The 17,734-nt window shown below is 70.8% G+C and carries 13 protein-coding genes; 11 read left to right on the forward strand and 2 right to left on the reverse strand.

Annotated elements, in window-relative coordinates; translation table 11 throughout:
- Positions 1-95: 95 nt before the first annotated feature.
- From PV396_RS14375 to holA, 7 genes are all read left to right on the forward strand, one after another.
- Positions 96-896, forward strand: coding sequence for a hypothetical protein (locus tag PV396_RS14375; protein WP_319204474.1), 801 nt, complete (start codon positions 96-98; stop codon positions 894-896).
- An 81-nt stretch (positions 897-977) separates the two neighbouring features.
- Positions 978-1,823 carry a DegV family protein gene (locus PV396_RS14380; RefSeq protein ID WP_319204476.1) on the forward strand — a complete coding sequence of 282 codons (846 nt, stop codon included), beginning with the start codon at positions 978-980 and terminating at the stop codon, positions 1,821-1,823.
- Positions 1,824-2,213: 390 nt separating this feature from the next.
- Positions 2,214-3,206 carry a helix-hairpin-helix domain-containing protein gene (locus PV396_RS14385; protein WP_416071414.1) on the forward strand — a complete coding sequence of 331 codons (993 nt, stop codon included), beginning with the start codon at positions 2,214-2,216 and terminating at the stop codon, positions 3,204-3,206.
- 131 nt (positions 3,207-3,337) lie between these two features.
- Positions 3,338-5,878: a ComEC/Rec2 family competence protein gene (locus tag PV396_RS14390; protein ID WP_319205509.1), complete on the forward strand. Its 2,541-nt coding sequence runs from the start codon at positions 3,338-3,340 to the stop codon at positions 5,876-5,878.
- A gap of 4 nt (positions 5,879-5,882) precedes the next feature.
- Positions 5,883-6,782 carry an arylamine N-acetyltransferase gene (locus PV396_RS14395; protein WP_319204480.1) on the forward strand — a complete coding sequence of 300 codons (900 nt, stop codon included), beginning with the start codon at positions 5,883-5,885 and terminating at the stop codon, positions 6,780-6,782.
- A gap of 54 nt (positions 6,783-6,836) precedes the next feature.
- Positions 6,837-7,082, forward strand: coding sequence for a hypothetical protein (locus tag PV396_RS14400; RefSeq protein WP_319204482.1), 246 nt, complete (start codon positions 6,837-6,839; stop codon positions 7,080-7,082).
- A gap of 81 nt (positions 7,083-7,163) precedes the next feature.
- A complete protein-coding gene (holA, locus tag PV396_RS14405; protein WP_319204484.1) occupies positions 7,164-8,147 on the forward strand; it encodes a DNA polymerase III subunit delta in 984 nt (327 codons plus the stop codon).
- Positions 8,148-8,514: 367 nt separating this feature from the next.
- Here holA and rpsT read toward each other — a convergent pair whose 3' ends face one another.
- The gene (gene rpsT, locus PV396_RS14410) at positions 8,515-8,781 is read right to left on the reverse strand and encodes a 30S ribosomal protein S20 (RefSeq protein ID WP_319204486.1); all 267 of its coding nucleotides are present in this window, start codon (positions 8,779-8,781) and stop codon (positions 8,515-8,517) included.
- A gap of 286 nt (positions 8,782-9,067) precedes the next feature.
- On the opposite strand from rpsT, the gene lepA reads away from it, so the two are divergent.
- The 4 genes from lepA (at position 9,068) to hemW (ending at position 16,793) form a co-directional block, all read left to right on the forward strand.
- Positions 9,068-10,948, forward strand: coding sequence for a translation elongation factor 4 (gene lepA / locus PV396_RS14415; protein WP_319204488.1), 1,881 nt, complete (start codon positions 9,068-9,070; stop codon positions 10,946-10,948).
- 251 nt (positions 10,949-11,199) lie between these two features.
- On the forward strand, positions 11,200-13,074 hold the full coding sequence (locus PV396_RS14420) for an AMP-dependent synthetase/ligase (protein WP_319204490.1): 1,875 nt from the start codon (positions 11,200-11,202) through the stop codon (positions 13,072-13,074).
- A gap of 254 nt (positions 13,075-13,328) precedes the next feature.
- Positions 13,329-15,518 carry an ATP-binding SpoIIE family protein phosphatase gene (locus PV396_RS14425; protein ID WP_319204492.1) on the forward strand — a complete coding sequence of 730 codons (2,190 nt, stop codon included), beginning with the start codon at positions 13,329-13,331 and terminating at the stop codon, positions 15,516-15,518.
- A 42-nt stretch (positions 15,519-15,560) separates the two neighbouring features.
- Positions 15,561-16,793 carry a radical SAM family heme chaperone HemW gene (gene hemW / locus PV396_RS14430; protein WP_319204494.1) on the forward strand — a complete coding sequence of 411 codons (1,233 nt, stop codon included), beginning with the start codon at positions 15,561-15,563 and terminating at the stop codon, positions 16,791-16,793.
- Between the two features lie 109 nt (positions 16,794-16,902).
- Here the strand turns inward: hemW and PV396_RS14435 are convergent, their stop codons facing one another.
- Positions 16,903-17,733 carry a DUF3097 domain-containing protein gene (locus PV396_RS14435; RefSeq protein WP_319204496.1) on the reverse strand — a complete coding sequence of 277 codons (831 nt, stop codon included), beginning with the start codon at positions 17,731-17,733 and terminating at the stop codon, positions 16,903-16,905.
- Position 17,734 lies beyond the last annotated feature (1 nt).

Consider the following 17,734-nt stretch of genomic DNA (forward strand, 5'->3'; position numbering starts at 1 on the left):
GCAGGTTCGGGGTTCTTTTGGAACTCCGGGCCTGCCCTTTGCGTTTACGGTTGAAGAGCGGCTCGAAGGCCGCGACCGGTACGAGGAGGAGCGTCGTGGAAGCCGCTGTCGCAGTTGTCGCCCTGCTCTTCCTGCTGTTCGTCGTGCTGGGCGTGTACGCGACCGTGAAAGTGGTCGGCGCCGCCAAGAGAGGCGTCGACCGGACGATCTCGCAGGCCCGCCGCACGGTCGAGGACACCACCCTGCGCGCGAAGACGTACGCCCAGCCCGGCCCGGTCGGCGAGCTGGCACAGCTCAGGCTCAAGCTGCGTACGTCGATGCGCGCCACCCAGGACGCGCTGCACGCGGGCGTGACCGAGGACGAGTCGCTCAAGGAGTCCCTCGGCCTCTTCGAGCGGCTCAGCAGGCATGGCCACGAACTGGACGCCGACCTCAAGCGACTGGAGTCCGAGCCCGACCGGGCCACGCTCTCCGCGCGACTCCCCGCACTGCGCGAGCGCACCGACCAGATCACTCAGGCCGCCGACTCGCTGCGCTGGGCGGCCCGGGACCGGGCGACCCGTTTCGCCGGCGACGACCTGGACTCCCTGCGGACCCAGATCGACGTCGAGGCGGGCGCCCTGCGGCACTGGACGGCCGTGGAGCCGACGCCCACCGCGACACCTTCACCGACAGCCACACCGACCTCCGCCCCCACGCCGGCCTCCACTCCCGCCCCCGCTCCGCCGCCCTGGCCCGAGGCTCCGGCCGCCGACGGGGGAGCGGCACAACAGACCTGGGAGGACAACGCCGACGGGCGTCGGCCCGCCGAACCGGCCCGGCCCGCCATCACCCCGCCGGTCCAACAGCCCACCTATCCCTGGCAGAAGAAACCCCGTCCGGAGAGCACGACGTGATCCGGCGGGCCGACTCCGGTCCCGACGCAGGTGAAAGGGGCGGGCTGCCGCCCACAAGCTACGGCAGGTAACCTCCAGCTCATGTCCCGCCATGTCGCGATCGTCACCGATTCAACGGCCTACCTGCCGCCACGGACGATGGAGCGCCACGGCATCATCGCGGTGCCGCTGACCGTGGTCCTCGGCGACCGTGCTCTCGAAGAGGGCACCGAGATCTCGGCCCGTTCCCTGGCCCAGGCTCTCCAGAAGCGTCGGTCCGTCACCACTTCGCGCCCCAGCCCCCAACTCTTCGCGGAGACCTACCGCAAGGTCGCCGAGTCCGGCGCCACCGGCATCGTCTCGCTGCACCTCTCCGCCGAGTTCTCGGGCACGTACGATGCCGCGGTCCTGGCGGCCCGTGAGGCACCGGTGCCCGTGCGGGTGGTGGACACCGGCATGGTCGCGATGGCCCTCGGGTTCTGCGCACTGGCCGCCGCCGAGGCCGCAGAGGCGGGCGGCACGGTGGACGAGGCCGTCACGGCCGCGGAGAAGCGCGCCGCGGGCACGTCCGCGTATTTCTACGTCGACACCCTCGACTATCTGCGCCGCGGCGGTCGGATCGGCGCGGCGCAGGCCCTTTTCGGTTCCGCCCTCGCGGTGAAGCCGCTGCTGCAGCTGGACGGCGGACGCATCGAACTGCTCGAGAAGGTGCGAACGGCGTCCAGGGCCATCGCCCGCCTGGAGGAGATCGCCGCCGACCGGGCGGGTGGCGCACAGGTCGACATCGCGGTGCATCATCTGGCCGCCCCTGAACGGGCAGCGGCTCTCGCGGACCGGTTGCGGGTCCGGGTGCCGGGGCTGGCCGACCTGCATGTGAGCGAGGTGGGCGCGGTGATCGGGGCGCATACGGGGCCCGGGTTGCTGGGAGTGGTTGTTTCGCCTCGTTGAGGCTCTCCTGCGCCCAGAGGTTTGTGTGGGGCACTCGTGTGGGTGACGGAGTTTTCCACAACCGGTGAGTAATCCACCGGAATTGAGCAAGATCGTCGCGAGTGTGGGGGATTGCTCCATCCTCGGCGCATGACATTTCGATCAGGTTCACGCGCAACCACTGCGACCAGCGGGCCGGGCCGCGGCTCGATGTCCGACGGCCGCGTCCGCCATGGCCATCGCCATCGGCACCGCCGTCCCGGTGGCCGGGCTCGGCAGCAGCAGGCGTCGGCCGATGAGCTGCGGCGGCGGGCTGAGGTGCTCTTCGGTGAAAGGGTGCTGGAGCGAAGGGAGTTGGGGAACGGGCCGCCGGGTGGGGACCGGGATGCGGGGGTGGTGGACGACGGGGAGTTGGCGGGGCTCGGTAGGCCGGCGGCGGTAGGGCGTGGAGGGTCTGCTGGGGGCTTGGGCGGCAGGGATGCCGTTGGTGCGGCTGTTGTTGGGGACCGGGGTGCTGGTGCTGGTGCTGGTGCTGGTGCTTGGGCTGGTGGTGCTGGTGGCAGTGGCCGTGTCGGCGGCCTTGAGCGTGGCGGTGGCCGTGTCGGCGGCCCTGAGCGTGGCGGTGGCGGTTCGGATGGTGGTTCCGGGGCCGCTGTTGAGGGCTGGCGGGAACGGGTTGGGCTTGCTGTGCGGGAGCGCATGCCCGTGTGGTTGCAGGCGCGGTGCGGTCTGGAGCGGCGGAGTGTGGTGGCGCTCACGGTGGTGCTGGTCGCTGCCGCGGTGCTCGCCGGGCAGCACTGCTGGGCGGGGCGTGTCCAGCCTGTGCGGGCTCCGGAGGTGGTGCGGGCGGCGGCGCCGCTCGGGTCGGCGCGGGCCGCGGGTGGCGTGACCGTGCCCCGGGGTGTCACGGGGCCGGCCGGGGCGCAGATCGTGGTGGACGTCAGCGGCAAGGTGCGTGAGCCGGGGGTTCATCGGCTGCCGGCCGGGTCGAGGGTCGCCGATGCTCTGCGGGCCGCCGGTGGGGTGCGTCCCGGTACGAAGACCGAAGGGCTCAACCGTGCCCGGTTCCTGGTGGACGGCGAACAGGTGGTGGTCGGAGGGGGAGTGGCCCCACCGGGCGCGGTCGTGGGCGGCACGGTCGTGAGCGGGGCGGCCGGCTCGGGTGGCGTGGGAGCGGGCGGATCCGTGGGCGGGGCGGGGGCTGGACCGGTGGCGCCGGTTTCGTTGAACACGGGCACCGTGGAACAGCTCGACACCTTGCCGGGGGTCGGGCCGGTGCTGGCGCAGCACATCGTCGACTACCGCACCCAGCACGGCGGATACCGGTCCGTGGACGAACTGCGCGAGGTGAACGGCATCGGTGACCGACGCTTCGCCGACCTGCGAAATCTCGTGCAGCCATGAGCCGGACACCGGGCGCCCCGGAATCGGAGCATCGGGCTCGGAGCGCGGTGGCGGGGGACGCGCACGACGACTCTCGCCCGCTCGACGAGCAGAACGTCCCCGACGGTCGGACCTCTCGCGCCCGTCGGTCCGTGCACGCCGCCTCGGGCAAGCGACTGGGAGAGGCGAACCCCCGGCAGGAAGGACCGACAGACCTGCGGTTGGTACCGCCCGCGTTGGCGGCATGGGCGACGGCGGCACTGGCACTGGATGCCCCGCCCGGCTGGGTCACCGGTGTCGCCGTCGTCTGTTCGGTCGTGGCCGGAGTGCTCCTGCTGCTCCGTCGTACCTCGGCGGGACCGGGGCTGCCGTCGGTGCGACAGCCCTGGCGGGGCAACTGGTCGCGGGTTTCCGTGGCCTGCGTGCTGCTCTGTGTCGGCGCGGCCGCCGCCTCCGCCGGACTGCACGGGGCCGATCTGCGTAGGGGGCCCGTGCCGGGGCTGGCGCGGCAGTACGCCGGTGTGACGGCCGAGGTGGAGCTCACCTCCGATCCACGGCTCTCCCGGCCCCGGATCCAGGGCGCTCATGCCGCGCCGAGCGCCGTACTGCTCGACGCCGAGATCCGGCGGATCGAGTCGCCCGACGGGAGCACGACGGCGACGCGGACGCCCGTACTCGTGACCGTCGACATGAGCGCGAAGCCGACGAGGACGGGGCCCTTCCGCCGGTCGGGCGCCAAGGCGGCGGCTGGGCCTGAGCGTTCGCCCTGGCTGGGGTTGTTGCCGTCCACGCGACTGAAGGTGACCGGACGGCTCGTGCCCGCGCTGACCGGCGGTGAACGGATCGCGGCCGTGCTGCGGGTACGGGGTCGGGCGGCGCCGGAGGTGGTGGGGCCACCGTCGGCGGCACAGCGGTTCGCGGGGCGGCTGCGGGCGGGGCTGCGGGACGCCACCGAGGATCTGCCGGCGGACGCGCGGGCGCTGCTGCCAGGGCTGGTCGTCGGGGACACCTCGCGTGTCACACCCGAGCTGGACGAGGCGTTCAAGGAAACCGACCTCACGCACCTCATGGCTGTCAGCGGGGCGAACTTCACGATCCTCCTCGCCCTCCTCATCGGCCCGCCCGCCCTCGCCCAGCAGGTCGAACGGCGTGGCCTCGCCCCCCGCCTGGGCATCTCCCTCCGGACGACCGCGCTGTTCGGGGGCGCGCTCACCCTGGGATTCGTCATCGTGTGCAGACCCGACCCGAGTGTGCTGCGGGCCGCGGCCTGCGGATCGGTCGCGCTGCTCGCCCTCGCGACCGGGCGCCGCCGGTCACTGATCCCGGCGCTGGCGACAGCGGTTCTGCTGCTGGTGCTGTACGACCCCTGGCTGGCGCGGAGTTACGGCTTCCTGCTCTCTGTCCTCGCCACCGGCGCCCTCCTCACCCTCGCGCCCCGCTGGAGCCCGGCATTGCGCAGGCGCGGGGTACCGCCGCGACTGGCCGAGGCGCTGGCCGCCGCCGGTGCCGCCCAGGCCGTGTGCGCGCCGGTCGTGGCCGTACTGTCGGCACGGGTGAGCCTGGTGGCGGTGCCGTGCAACCTGCTCGCCGAGTTCGCCGTCGCCCCGGCCACCGTGCTGGGCTTCGGGGCGCTGGCCACCGCGCCGGTGGCCATGCCGGTGGCCGGAGCGCTGGCCTGGGGCGCGAGTTGGCCCGCGGGGTGGATCGTCGACATCGCCCGTACGGGTGCGGCGCTGCCCGGCGGGGGAGTGGACTGGCCGGGCAGCTGGACGGGCGCGCTGCTGCTGGGGCTGAGCATGATGCTCGTCGTGTTCGTGGGCGCGCGGCTGTTGCGGCACCCGTGGTGGTGCGCGGCCTGCGGGGTGCTGCTGCTCCTGGTGGTCGTGCGGCCCGCGCCGCTGACCAGGGTGATCACCGGGTGGCCGCCGCCGGGGTGGCGGTTCGCGATGTGCGACGTGGGACAGGGCGACGCGAGTGTGCTGGCGGCGGGAGAGGGCACCGGAGTGGTCGTGGACGCCGGACCCGACCCGGCGCTGGTCGACCACTGTCTGCGCGACCTCGGCATCACCAAGGTGCCCCTGGTGATCCTCACCCACTTCCACGCCGACCATGTCGCCGGGCTGCCCGGTGTACTGCGTGGGCGTTCGGTGGGCGCGATCGAGACGACGGGGTTCGAGGAGCCCGAGGACCAGGCCGAGTTCGTGCTGAGGGAGGCGGCGGCCCGGCGTATCCCCGTGACGCGTGCGGTCGCCGGGGAGCGGCGGCGGACGGGTGACCTCGACTGGGAGGTGCTGTGGCCGCGGCCGGCTCCCGCACCCGAGCCGGAGGGCGCCAACGACGCCAGTGTCACGTTGCTCGTCCGGTCGGCGGGGCTGCGCCTGCTGCTCCTCGGGGACCTGGAACCCCCGGCCCAGCGGGCGCTGTTGGGTTCGCCGGCCGCCGGGGCGGTGCGTGCCGTGGACGTCCTGAAGGTCGCCCACCACGGATCCGCCTATCAGGACCCGGACCTCATACGGGCCGCGGCACCGAGGCTGGCGCTCATCTCGTGCGGCGCGGACAACACGTACGGGCACCCCGCTCCCAGCACGGTGGCGGCGCTCAGAAACGGGGGTGCCGTGGTGCTGAGGACGGACGAGGACGGCGCGTTGGCGGTCGTCGGTGCGGGCAGTGAGCTGCGGGTGGCGAGAGACTGAGGCCATGAACACCGCACAGGCTGCCGCCTACCTCCGTCGGCTGGGTGTCGAACGCTCGGTGTCGCCCACCCTCGGCACACTGCGCGAGCTGCAACTGCGGCACCTGGTGTCGGTGCCATTCGAGAACCTCTCGATCCATCTCGGTGAGGAGATCGTGCTGGCGGAGGACCGGCTGTTCGACAAGGTGGTGGGGGCCCGCCGGGGCGGGTTCTGCTACGAACTCAACGGTCTTTTCGGAGCGTTGCTGACGGCGCTGGGCTTCGACGTCACGCTGCTTGCGGCGCGGGTGTACGGCGACGAGGGGCGGCTCGGGATCCCGTACGACCATCTCGCGCTGCGGGTGGGGACGGTGGACGCGGAGGGCGGTGACTGGTTGGTCGATGTGGGCTTCGGGGCGCACAGTCACCGTCCGCTGGCCATCGGGCAGCGGGGTGAGCAGGAGGATCCGGGCGGTACGTTCCTGATCGTCGAGGCGGGGCCCGACTCGGCGGGGGTGCGGGGCGGTGGGGTGGACGGGGACTCGGACTCGGGGACGGATTCGGGCGCGGGTGCGGGCTGGGGCGCGGGTTCGGGCGCGGGTGACCTGGACGTGGTGCGGGACGGGAGCCGTCGGTATCGGCTGGAGCTGCGGCCTCGGGTGCTGGGTGACTTCGTGGCCGGGGCGTGGTGGCACAGCACCTCCCCCGAGTCGCACTTCACACGGTCGCTGGTCTGCTCGCGGGTGACTGAGGACGGCGGGAGGATCACGCTCAGCGGACGGAGTCTCACGGTGACGGCGCCGGGTGGGGAGAGGGAGGTGCGGGAGCTGGGGGCGGACAGTGAGGTGCTCTCCGTGTACCGGGAGCGGTTCGGGGTCGAGCTGTCGCGTGTGCCGAGCGTTCGGAATGCCGGTGGGGATGTATGAGGCGGCTGGCGGCCGGCGGCTGGACCAGGCTCCGGGGTGGCGGAAGATGTCTTCGTGAGCGATGTGAGACATGTGCTGGTGCTGCCCGACCGTGATGCCGCCGAGGACGTGGTGGAGGCGTTGCGTGACCGGTTCGGTATCGGTGAGGAGCCGCAGCTCGTACGGGATGCGCTGGCCGGTGAGGACGATGCCGAGGACGCCCAGTGGCTCGTGGTGCTGACGGACGAGGCGGGGCGGCTGGACGCGGCGGAGCTGGACGAGTTCGTGGGGGAGTGGGAGGGGTGGCGAGAGGAGCCGTAGCCCCCAAGCCCCCCGGGGACTGAGGGCGACGGTGTTGTGCGGGCGCCGGCGTTGTCAGTGGCTCGTGGGATGCTTTCGGGGATGGCCAAGAAGACCGCACATGACGACCCTCTCGCCCCCGTCACGCTTGCCGTGGGCCAGGAGGACCTCCTGCTCGACCGTGCCGTGCAGGAGGTGGTGGCCGCCGCTCGGGCCGCCGACGCCGACACGGACGTACGGGACCTGACCTCGGACCAGTTGCAGCCGGGGACGCTGGCCGAGCTGACCAGTCCCTCGCTCTTCTCCGAGCGGAAGGTCGTGATCGTACGCAACGCGCAGGATCTGTCGGCCGACACGGTCAAGGATTTGAAGGCCTACTTCGGGGGGCCTGCGGAGGAGATCACCCTCGTGCTGCTGCACGCGGGCGGGGCCAAGGGCAAGGCGTTGCTCGACGCGGCGCGCAAGGCGGGGGCGCGGGAGGTGGCGTGTCCCAAGATGACGAAGCCGGCGGATCGGCTGGCGTTCGTGCGGTCGGAGTTCCGGGCGACGGGGAGATCCGCCACGCCCGAGGCGTGTCAGGCGCTCGTCGACTCGATCGGGAGTGATCTGCGGGAGCTGGCGTCCGCGGTGACTCAGCTGGTCGCGGATGTCGAGGGGACGATCGACGGGGCGGTGGTCGGGCGGTACTACACGGGGCGGGCAGAGGCCTCGAGCTTTGAAGTCGCCGACCGGGCCGTGGAGGGGCGGGCGGCGGAGGCGCTGGAGGCGTTGCGGTGGTCGTTGTCGACCGGGGTGGCGCCGGTGTTGATCACCAGTGCGTTGGCTCAGGGGGTGCGGGCGATCGGGAAGTTGTCGTCCGCGCGGGGTGGGCGGCCGGCGGATCTTGCTCGGGAGTTGGGGATGCCGCCGTGGAAGATTGATCGGGTTCGGCAGCAGATGCGGGGGTGGACGCCGGAGGGGGTTGCTGTGGCGTTGCGGGCGGTGGCTGAGGCTGATGCGGGGGTGAAGGGGGGTGGGGATGATCCCGAGTACGCGTTGGAGAAGGCGGTTGTGGTGATTGCTCGGGCGGCTCGGTCTCGGGGGTAGGGAGCGGGCCCGTTTTGCTCGCCCCCGCCGCCCCTACCCGTCCCATCCTGTCCCTGGGGGCTGTGCCCCCAGCCCCCCCTACGGCCCTGAACGGGCCTTGTCCTCAAACGCCGGACGGGCTGGAAATGCGGGTCGGTGTTGCAATGGTGACGGACGGGCTGGAAAGCGGCTTGCGTACGCCGAAGGCCCCGGTCGCTGTCCTGGGGTAGGAGCTGGGCCGGGGCCTTTGGGGTTCTGTTTCTGCTGGGTGGCTTCACGCCCGCGTGGCGAACGCAGTCGTGCGTGGAGCCGGGGTGCCGGGTGGGGGCGGGAGAGAGGGCCCGCTCTGGTCCGTCCGGCGGTTGGATCAGATCAAGGGAAGCGAGGTTCAGCCCTTGAGAGCGGTGACCTTGGAAGCAAGCGCCGACTTCTTGTTGGCGGCCTGGTTCTTGTGGATGACGCCCTTCGAGACGGCCTTGTCGAGCTGACGCGCGGCAGCGCGCTGGGTCTCGGTGGCCTTCTCGATGTCACCCGCGGCAGCGGCCTCGCGGGCCTTGCGGATCGCGGTCTTCAGGGAGGACTTGACGGCCTTGTTGCGCAGCCGAGCCTTCTCGTTGGTCTTGTTCCGCTTGATCTGGGACTTGATGTTCGCCACGAATGAGCCTTTTCAGCTTCAGGTGCACGAGGGCACGCCTCATGCGCCGTTTGATTGCTTCTTGGTTTTACTGCACCGTGTCTCCTGCTGAGAGGGCATGAGACACAGCCACTCAGGCTACCAGCCGCTCTTCCGGCGGCCCAATCCGGTCGCCCGCTCTCCCGCCCACTCTCTGCGAAACCGCACAAACCGGTCCCCGCTCCCCGCCCGTGGGACCATGGACCCTACGTATCGATTCGACCCGAGACCGCAGACACTGCGGACGCCTCAAGAATCAGGACCCTGCGTGCCCGCGATCCCTAGCCATGTGCCCGAGCCGAGCCGTACCGACCCGGCTCTGATCCGCAACTTCTGCATCATCGCGCACATCGACCACGGCAAGTCCACGCTCGCCGACCGGATGCTCCAGCTGACCGGAGTGGTCGACCAGCGGCAGATGCGCGCCCAGTACCTCGACCGCATGGACATCGAGCGCGAGCGCGGCATCACGATCAAGTCCCAGGCGGTGCGTCTGCCGTGGGCCCCGACCGACGGAGGCGGGGGTGATCAGGCCAGGACCCACATCCTGAACATGATCGACACCCCGGGACACGTCGACTTCACCTACGAGGTCTCGCGGTCGCTCGCGGCCTGCGAGGGGACCGTCCTCCTCGTCGACGCCGCCCAGGGCATCGAGGCCCAGACCCTCGCCAACCTGTACCTGGCGATGGAGAACGACCTCAAGATCATCCCCGTTCTGAACAAGATCGACCTGCCGGCCGCCCAGCCGGAGAAGTTCTCCGAGGAGCTCGCCAACCTCATCGGCTGCGACCCGGACGACGTACTCAGGGTCTCCGCCAAGACCGGTGTCGGGGTCGACGCCCTGCTCAACAGGGTCGTCACCGAGGTGCCGGCTCCCGTCGGGGTCGCGGACGCGCCCGCCCGCGCCATGATCTTCGACTCGGTGTACGACTCGTACCGGGGGGTCGTGACGTACGTACGAGTCATCGACGGGAAGCTCACCAAGCGTGAGCGGATCCGGATGATGTCCACCGGGGCCACGCACGAGCTGCTGGAGATCGGGACCAACTCGCCCGAGATGCTGCCCGCCGACGGGCTCGGGGTCGGTGAGGTGGGGTATCTCATCACCGGCGTGAAGGACGTGCGGCAGTCCAAGGTCGGTGACACCATCACGACCCTGCACCAGGGAGCGACCGAGGCGCTCGGCGGGTACAAGGACCCCAAGCCCATGGTCTTCTCCGGCCTTTATCCGCTGGACGGCTCCGACTACCCCGAGCTGCGCGACGCCCTCGACAAGCTCCAGCTCAACGACGCCGCGCTGGTCTACGAGCCCGAGACCTCCGCCGCCCTCGGGTTCGGCTTCCGGGTCGGCTTCCTGGGCCTGCTGCACCTCGACGTCATCCGCGAGCGGCTCGAGCGGGAGTTCGGCCTCGACCTCATCGCCACCGCGCCCAACGTGGTCTACCGGGTGCTGATGGAGGACACCTCCGAGCACATCGTCACCAACCCGAGCGAGTTCCCCGAGGGGAAGATCAGCGAGGTCTACGAGCCCGTCGTACGGGCCACGATCCTCGCGCCGTCCGAGTTCATCGGGTCGATCATGGAGCTGTGCCAGACCCGGCGCGGTGTGCTGATCGGCATGGACTACCTGTCGGAGGACCGGGTCGAGATCCGGTACACGCTGCCGCTCGCCGAGATCGTCTTCGACTTCTTCGACCAGTTGAAGTCCAAGACCCGGGGCTACGCGTCGCTGGACTACGAGCCCACCGGTGAGCAGACCTCCAGCCTCGTCAAGGTCGACATCCTGCTGCACGGCGACAAGGTCGACGCGTTCTCCGCGGTCACGCACAAGGACGCGGCGTACGCGTACGGGGTGCGGCTCGTCGCCAAGCTGCGCGAGCTGATCCCGCGGCAGGCCTTCGAGGTGCCCATCCAGGCCGCCATCGGATCGCGGGTCATCGCCCGCGAGACGATCCGCGCGATCCGCAAGGACGTTCTCGCCAAGTGCTACGGCGGTGACATCTCGCGTAAGCGGAAGCTGCTGGAGAAGCAGAAGGAGGGCAAGAAGCGGATGAAGATGGTGGGCTCTGTGGAGGTTCCTCAGGACGCCTTCATCGCCGTCTTGTCGAGCGACGACAACGCCGGGTCGGGCAAGGGTAAGAAGTAGCCGACATCGGTGGTGTGCGATCGGGAGAATGGGGGCTCGCCGCGTAGGAACGCGGCGAGCCCCCGTTCGTGTACTTACCGTCGGGCCTGTAGGAAGCGAACAGTCGTCATCTGTAGGAAGTGACCGCCCGTCGCCCCTTACGCACCGGGCGGTCGCGCCTTACTCTGATCTCTGCTCGGTAGTTACTCGCGAGTTAAACAACAGCCGCAAATGAGCCAGCCGCCGCATTGCCGCGGGCCCCGGAGGATGTCGTGAGCGACACACAGACCTTGATCGAGAACCGTCCGCCGTCCGTAGCCGGTCTTTTCCTGGACCGAGTGGCCGCCACGCCGGACGCCGAGGCCTACCGCTACCCGGTGCCCCCGGCCACCGGCGAAGGCCCGGACGACTGGAAGTCGCTGACCTGGGCGCAGACCGCGGAGCGGGTCTACGCCATCGCCGCCGGCCTCATCGAACTGGGCGTACAACCGGAGCAGCGCGTCGCGCTCGCCGCCGCCACCCGAGTCGAGTGGATCCTCGGCGACCTGGGCATCATGTGCGCCGGCGCGGCCACCACCACGGTGTATCCGCAGACCAACACCGAGGAGTCGGCCTTCATCCTGGCCGACTCCTCCAGCAAGGTGCTGATCGCGGAGGACGCGAGCCAGCTCGCCAAGGCGCAGGAGAAGCGCGCCGAACTCCCCGAACTCACCCATGTCGTGGTCATCGACCCGGCCGGCGTCGAGACCGGCGACGGTGTGCTCACCCTCGCCGAGCTGGAGCAGCGCGGCGCCGCGTATCTGGAGAAGCACCCGGACCTGATCAAGGAGCGGGTCGGGGCCATCACGAAGGACCAGCTCGCGACCCTGATCTACACCTCCGGCACCACCGGCCGCCCCAAGGGGGTCCGGCTGCCGCACGACAACTGGTCGTACATGGCGAAGGCGATCGCCGCGACCGGACTGGTCGGCCCGGAGGACGTCCAGTACCTGTGGCTGCCGCTCGCGCACGTGTTCGGCAAGGTGCTCACCTCCGGCCAGATCGAGGTCGGTCACGTCACCGCCGTGGACGGCCGCGTCGACAAGATCATCGAGAACCTTCCGGTCGTGCAGCCGACGTACATGGCCGCCGTGCCGCGCATCTTCGAGAAGGTCTACAACGGGGTCGCGGCCAAGGCGCGCGCCGGTGGCGGCGCCAAGTACAAGATCTTCCAGTGGGCCTCCGGTATCGCCCGCGAGTACGCCAAGGTCAGCCAGGACAACTTCCGGCGTACCGGCACCGCCTCCGCGCCCTTCGGTCTCTCCGCCAAGCACAAGGTCGCCGACGCGCTCGTCTTCGCCAAGATCCGCGAGGCCTTCGGCGGCAACCTGCGCGCCTGTGTCTCCGGATCGGCCGCCCTCGCCCCCGAGATCGGCTTCTTCTTCTCCGGCGCCGGCATCCACATCCTGGAGGGCTACGGTCTCACCGAGTCCTCCGCCGCGTCCTTCGTCAACCCCGGCGAGGCCTACCGCACCGGCACGGTCGGCAAGCCGTTGCCCGGTACGGAGGTGCGGATCGCGGACGACGGCGAGATCCTGCTGCGCGGGCCCGGGATCATGGAGGGGTACCACGGTCTGCCCGAGAAGACCGCCGAGGTGCTGGAGTCCGACGGCTGGTTCCACACCGGAGACATCGGCGAGCTGTCGCCCGACGGCTATCTGCGGATCACCGACCGCAAGAAGGACCTCATCAAGACGTCGGGCGGCAAGTACATCGCGCCGGCGGAGGTCGAGGGGCAGTTCAAGGCGGTCTGCCCGTACGTCTCCAACATCCTGGTGCACGGTGCCGACCGGAACTTCTGCACGGCGCTCATCGCGCTCGACGAGCCGGCCATTCTCGGCTGGGCCAAGGACAACGGGCTCGAGGGGAAGTCGTACGCGGAGGTGGTGGCCGCGCCGGGGACGGTCGCGCTGGTCGAGGGGTACGTCAAGGAGCTCAACGAAGGGCTTCAGCGGTGGCAGACGATCAAGAAGTTCCGGTTGTTGCCCCGGGATCTTGATGTTGAGCACGGAGAGATCACGCCAAGTCTGAAGTTGAAGCGGCCCGTGGTCGAGCGTGAGTACAAGTACTTGATCGACGAGATGTACGCGGGGTCTCGGGAGGCGTAAGAGGGTGTGGGGTGCGGGGGGCTCGCGGCGGCTGCGGGTGTGTTGTGGCTTGTCGCGCAGTTCCCCGCGCCCCTGGGGCCTGCCTGCCGGCGGCCCCACTTCGCCTGAATCTGTCCGTCCTTGAGCACTTGCGTAGCACTGTTCTCACTCATGGTGGCCCACTTCGGTAACTCGGCGCTTATGGGCGTGGTCGGTCTGTCACTCTGTCCGCGTCCATTGAGGTGTATTCGTACGAGCTGCCCGGGGAGCTGCCCATGGGGGTCATTCCGACGCAACGGGAGACCGTGTCCCGTGCGCCGTCCCCAGCGCCCGGAATGCTCACGCATCGGAGTGCGGACCGGCGCGCGGTCGTGCACGCCACGCTCGGCGGCGGCCCTCTCGCAGCGGGTGCGGCCCGTGGCCTCGTACGCGCGGCCCTCGCCGAATGGGCCCAACTCGGCCTGCCCGGCGCCGAATCGCTGCCGGAGCGGCTCATCGACGACGCCATGCTGGTCGTCAGCGAACTCGTCACCAACGCCGTCGTCCACGCGGGGACGGATGTCGAACTGGCTTGCCGACTGGAGACCTCGGGTGAACCGGAGGCCGAGGGCGGTGAGGCAGGGGCAGGGGGAAAGGGTGCCGTGCTCCTCGTCGAGGTGTCCGATCATCATCCCTCCCGCGCACCTCGGGACGGTGACGTCGAACTCCCGTACGACATACCGGAGTACGGGCGTGGCCTTCGCCTCGTCTCCGTGCTCTCCGAGGCCTGGGGAGTCACCTACCGCACCGGCGTCAAGACCGTCTGGGCGCGGCTTCCCGCCGAGGGGACGACGGCCGACGACGACTTCGAGGCGTACGACGACACGCAGGCCCTCGGTGACACGCAGGCCCTCGGTCGCGGGTTACGGGCCGGCGAGGTCCTCGCCCCCGAGCCGCAGCGCGGCCCGCACGACCAGGAGTGGCTCGATCACGGCGCCCTCTCCTTCCTCGCCGAGGCCTCCGACCTCCTCGCCGGGCACCTCGACGAGGACCATGTCGCCGCGCTCACCGCACAGCTCCTCGTCCCGCGCCTCGCCGACTGGTGCGCGGTGTGGCTGGAGGACGAGTCCATGGGACGCGGGAGCTGGAGCGACGGCGGCGGAGGCGGGAACGGGGGACGCTGGGGGAGCGGTGGGTACGTCGGGCCCGGGCCGCGGCTCACGGGGGTGTGGCATCGCAGCGAGGAACGGATCGAGGAGCTGCGCGGCGCCCTGGAGAAGGACCCGCCGCGCCCGCCCGACACCTCCAGGACCGGGCCGGTTTCCGTGCCGTGGCCCGGCGACGCGCTCGGAGACGTAGACGCAGACGAAGACGTACGCGAAGACGCGCGTGGCGGCGGGCCGGGGCGCGAGGACACCGGTGCCGCGCTCGCCTACCGGCTGGTCGCCGGCGGTCGGCCGCTCGGCACGCTCGTCATCGGGCGCGCCGGCGCGATCTGCTTCCCCGACGAGGTCACCGGTCTGGTCGAGGATCTCAGCCGCCGTGTCGCGCTCGCCGTCGGCGCCGCCCGCCAGTACGCACGCCAGGCCACCATCAGCCGTATCCTCCAGCGCGGGCTGCTGCCCGGCGCCGTCGCCGAGATCCCCGGCGTCAGCAGCGCCCTCGTCTACGAGCCCTGCGACAAGGGCGGGCCGAGCGGCGACTTCTACGATCTGTTTCCGGCCGGCGCCGGCCGCTGGTGTTTCGCCGTCGGCGACGTCCAGGGCAAGGGGCCCGAGGCCGCCGTGGTGATCGGCCTCGCCCGGCCCTGGCTGCGGCTGCTCGCCCGCGAGGGCTACCGCGTCGCCGATGTCCTCGACCGCCTCAACCAGCTGCTCCTCGACGACGCCACGGAGACGGCGGACGCGGCGGCCCGCGCGCTGGTCGCGGCGGAGGGGCGCCACGGGCCACCGGGTGCTGTGGCAGCGGGGGTGGCGGGGGCGGTAGGCGTGGGGGGTGCGGCTGGTACGGGGGGTTCGGTCGCCTCGGCTGTCCCGGGCGGCCTCGGCGCGGTACGGCCGGGTGAGGGGCCGCAGACCCGCTTCCTCTCCCTCCTCTACGGCGAACTCGTGCCCTTCGACGGAGGAGTGCGCTGCACCCTCGCCTCGGCCGGGCATCCGCTGCCGCTGGTGCTCCGGGCGGGCGGGGAGGTCCTCACGGCCGCCGAACCGCAGACCCTGCTCGGCGTCGTCGAGGACGAGACGTACACCAGCGGAAGCTTCGAGCTGTGGCCCGGCGACAGCCTGCTGTGCGTCACCGACGGGGTCACCGAGCGGCGCTGCGGGCCCCGCCAGTTCGACGACGGCGACGGTCTGGCGAGCGCCCTCGCGGGCTGCGCCGGGCTGAACGCCCAGCTGATCGCGGAACGTATCCGCCGGCTCGTGCACGAGTTCGGGGAGCAGCCGCCGGAGGACGATCTGGCACTGCTGGTGCTGCAGACCGGGTGACGACGCTCGGGACACCCGCGGCGGTGCTGGACAATGGGAGACATGCCCTCCGCACTTCCCGACGGCGAGGCCGTCCCCGACGACGGTGCCCTCCCCGCCCCCGCGCTCGCCGGGGCGGCGGATCGCCCCCTCGGGTTCTACCTCCACGTCCCGTACTGCGCGACCCGCTGCGGCTACTGCGACTTCAACACCTACACCGCGACCGAGCTGCGCGGCACGGGCGGTGTCCTCGCCTCCCGCGACAACTACGCGGACACCCTGATCGACGAGGTCCGGCTCGCCCGGAAGGTCCTCGGCGACGACCCGCGCGAGGTCCGCACGGTGTTCGTGGGAGGCGGCACGCCCACGCTGCTGGCCGCCGACGATCTCGTACGGATGCTGGGGGCGATCCGTGACGAGTTCGGCCTCGCGGCGGACGCCGAGGTGACGACGGAGGCGAATCCGGAGTCCGTGGACGAGCGATATCTGGCCACTCTGCGCGAGGGGGGTTTCAACCGGATCTCCTTCGGCATGCAGAGCGCGAAGCAGCACGTGCTGAAGGTGCTGGACCGTACGCACACGCCTGGGCGTCCCGAGGCGTGTGTCGCGGAGGCGCGAGCGGTGGGATTCGAACATGTGAACCTCGACCTGATCTACGGCACGCCCGGGGAGTCCGACGACGACTGGCGGGCCTCGCTGGACGCGGTGCTGGGGGCCGGGCCGGATCACGTGAGTGCGTATGCGCTGATCGTGGAGGAGGGTACGCAGCTGGCTCGGCGTATCCGCCGGGGCGAGGTTCCGATGACCGACGACGACGTCCATGCGGATCGGTATCTGATCGCCGACGAGGTGCTGGGGGCGGCGGGATTCGAGTGGTACGAGGTGTCGAACTGGGCTACGTCGGAGGCGGCCCGGTGTCTCCACAACGAGCTGTACTGGCGCGGCGCCGACTGGTGGGGTGCGGGGCCGGGGGCGCACAGTCATGTGGGGGGCGTGCGGTGGTGGAACGTCAAGCATCCGGGGGCGTACGCGGGGGCGTTGGCGGCGGGGCGGTCGCCGGGGGCGGGGCGCGAGGTGCTGTCGGAGGAGGATCGGCGGGTCGAGCGGGTGTTGCTGGAGTTGCGGTTGCGGGAGGGGGTGCCGTTGGGGGTGTTGCGGCAGGCGGGGCTGGTGGCTGCGGGGAGGGCGTTGCGGGAAGGGTTGTTGGAGGCGGGGGCTTTTGGGGAGGGGCGGGGTGTGTTGACGTTGCGGGGGCGGTTGTTGGCTGATGCGGTGGTTCGGGATCTGGTGGACTGAGGGGGTGTGGTTACGGGGGTTTTCTCGCCCCCGCCGCCCCTACCCGTCCCATCCCTTCCTGGGGGCTGCGCCCCCAGACCCCCCCCACGGCCCTGAACGGGCCTTGTCCTCAAACGCCGGACGGGCTGGAAATGCTGGCGTCAGTTACGAAGTCGATCAGCCGCTCCACAGAGCCCAGCAGTTCCGGTTCCAGGTCCCTGTACGAGTTCACCCTTGCCAGGATTGCCTGCCATACCGCGCCCGTGTTGGCCGGCCAGCCCAGTTCGCGGCAGATCCCCGTTTTCCAGTCCTGGCCGTGTGGGATTCGGGGCCAGGCCTTGATTCCCAGCGACGCCGGCTTCACCGCCTCCCATACGTCGATGTACGGGTGGCCTACCACCAGTGCGTGTTCGCTTGTTACCGACTGTGCGATCCGGAACTCCTTCGTGCCCGGGATCAGGTGGTCCACCAGGATGCCCAGGCGGGCGTCCGGGCCCGGGGCGAACTCGGTCACGATCGCGGGGAGGTCGTCGATGCCCTCCAGGTACTCGACAACCACGCCCTCCACCCGCAGGTCGTCCCCCCACACCTTCTCGACCAGTTCCGCGTCGTGACGGCCCTCGACATAGATCCGACCCGCCCTGGCCACCCGCGCCCGCGCCCCGGGGACCGCCAGCGAACCGGAAGCCGTACGGGACGGGCGGAGAGCGGATGACGGGGTGGCGGGGCGTACGAGGGTCACCGGTTTGCCCTCCAGGAGGAAGGCGGCAGGTTCCAGCGGGAACACGCGGTGTTTGCCGAAGCGGTCCTCCAAGGTGACCGTGCCCGCCTCGCAGCGGATCACCGCGCCGCAGAAACCCGTACCGGGCTCCTCGACCACCAGGCCCGGTTCGGCCGGGACCTGCGGTACGGGCTTGGGCTTCTTCCACGGTGGGGTCAGGTCCGGAGAGTACTGGCGCATT

The organism is Streptomyces sp. ME02-8801-2C (assembly GCF_033793965.1).
Lineage (GTDB): Bacteria > Actinomycetota > Actinomycetes > Streptomycetales > Streptomycetaceae > Streptomyces.

Bases quoted from the DNA above. Each gene is read 5' to 3' on its own strand.
- PV396_RS14380 (WP_319204476.1), top strand. From the start codon at position 978: ATGTCCCGCCATGTCGCGATCGTCACCGATTCAACGGCCTACCTGCCG.
- PV396_RS14395 (WP_319204480.1), top strand. From the start codon at position 5,883: ATGAACACCGCACAGGCTGCCGCCTACCTCCGTCGGCTGGGTGTCGAA.
- holA (WP_319204484.1), top strand. From the start codon at position 7,164: ATGGCCAAGAAGACCGCACATGACGACCCTCTCGCCCCCGTCACGCTT.
- PV396_RS14425 (WP_319204492.1), top strand. From the start codon at position 13,329: ATGGGGGTCATTCCGACGCAACGGGAGACCGTGTCCCGTGCGCCGTCC.
- hemW (WP_319204494.1), top strand. From the start codon at position 15,561: ATGCCCTCCGCACTTCCCGACGGCGAGGCCGTCCCCGACGACGGTGCC.
- PV396_RS14435 (WP_319204496.1), bottom strand. From the start codon at position 17,733: ATGCGCCAGTACTCTCCGGACCTGACCCCACCGTGGAAGAAGCCCAAG.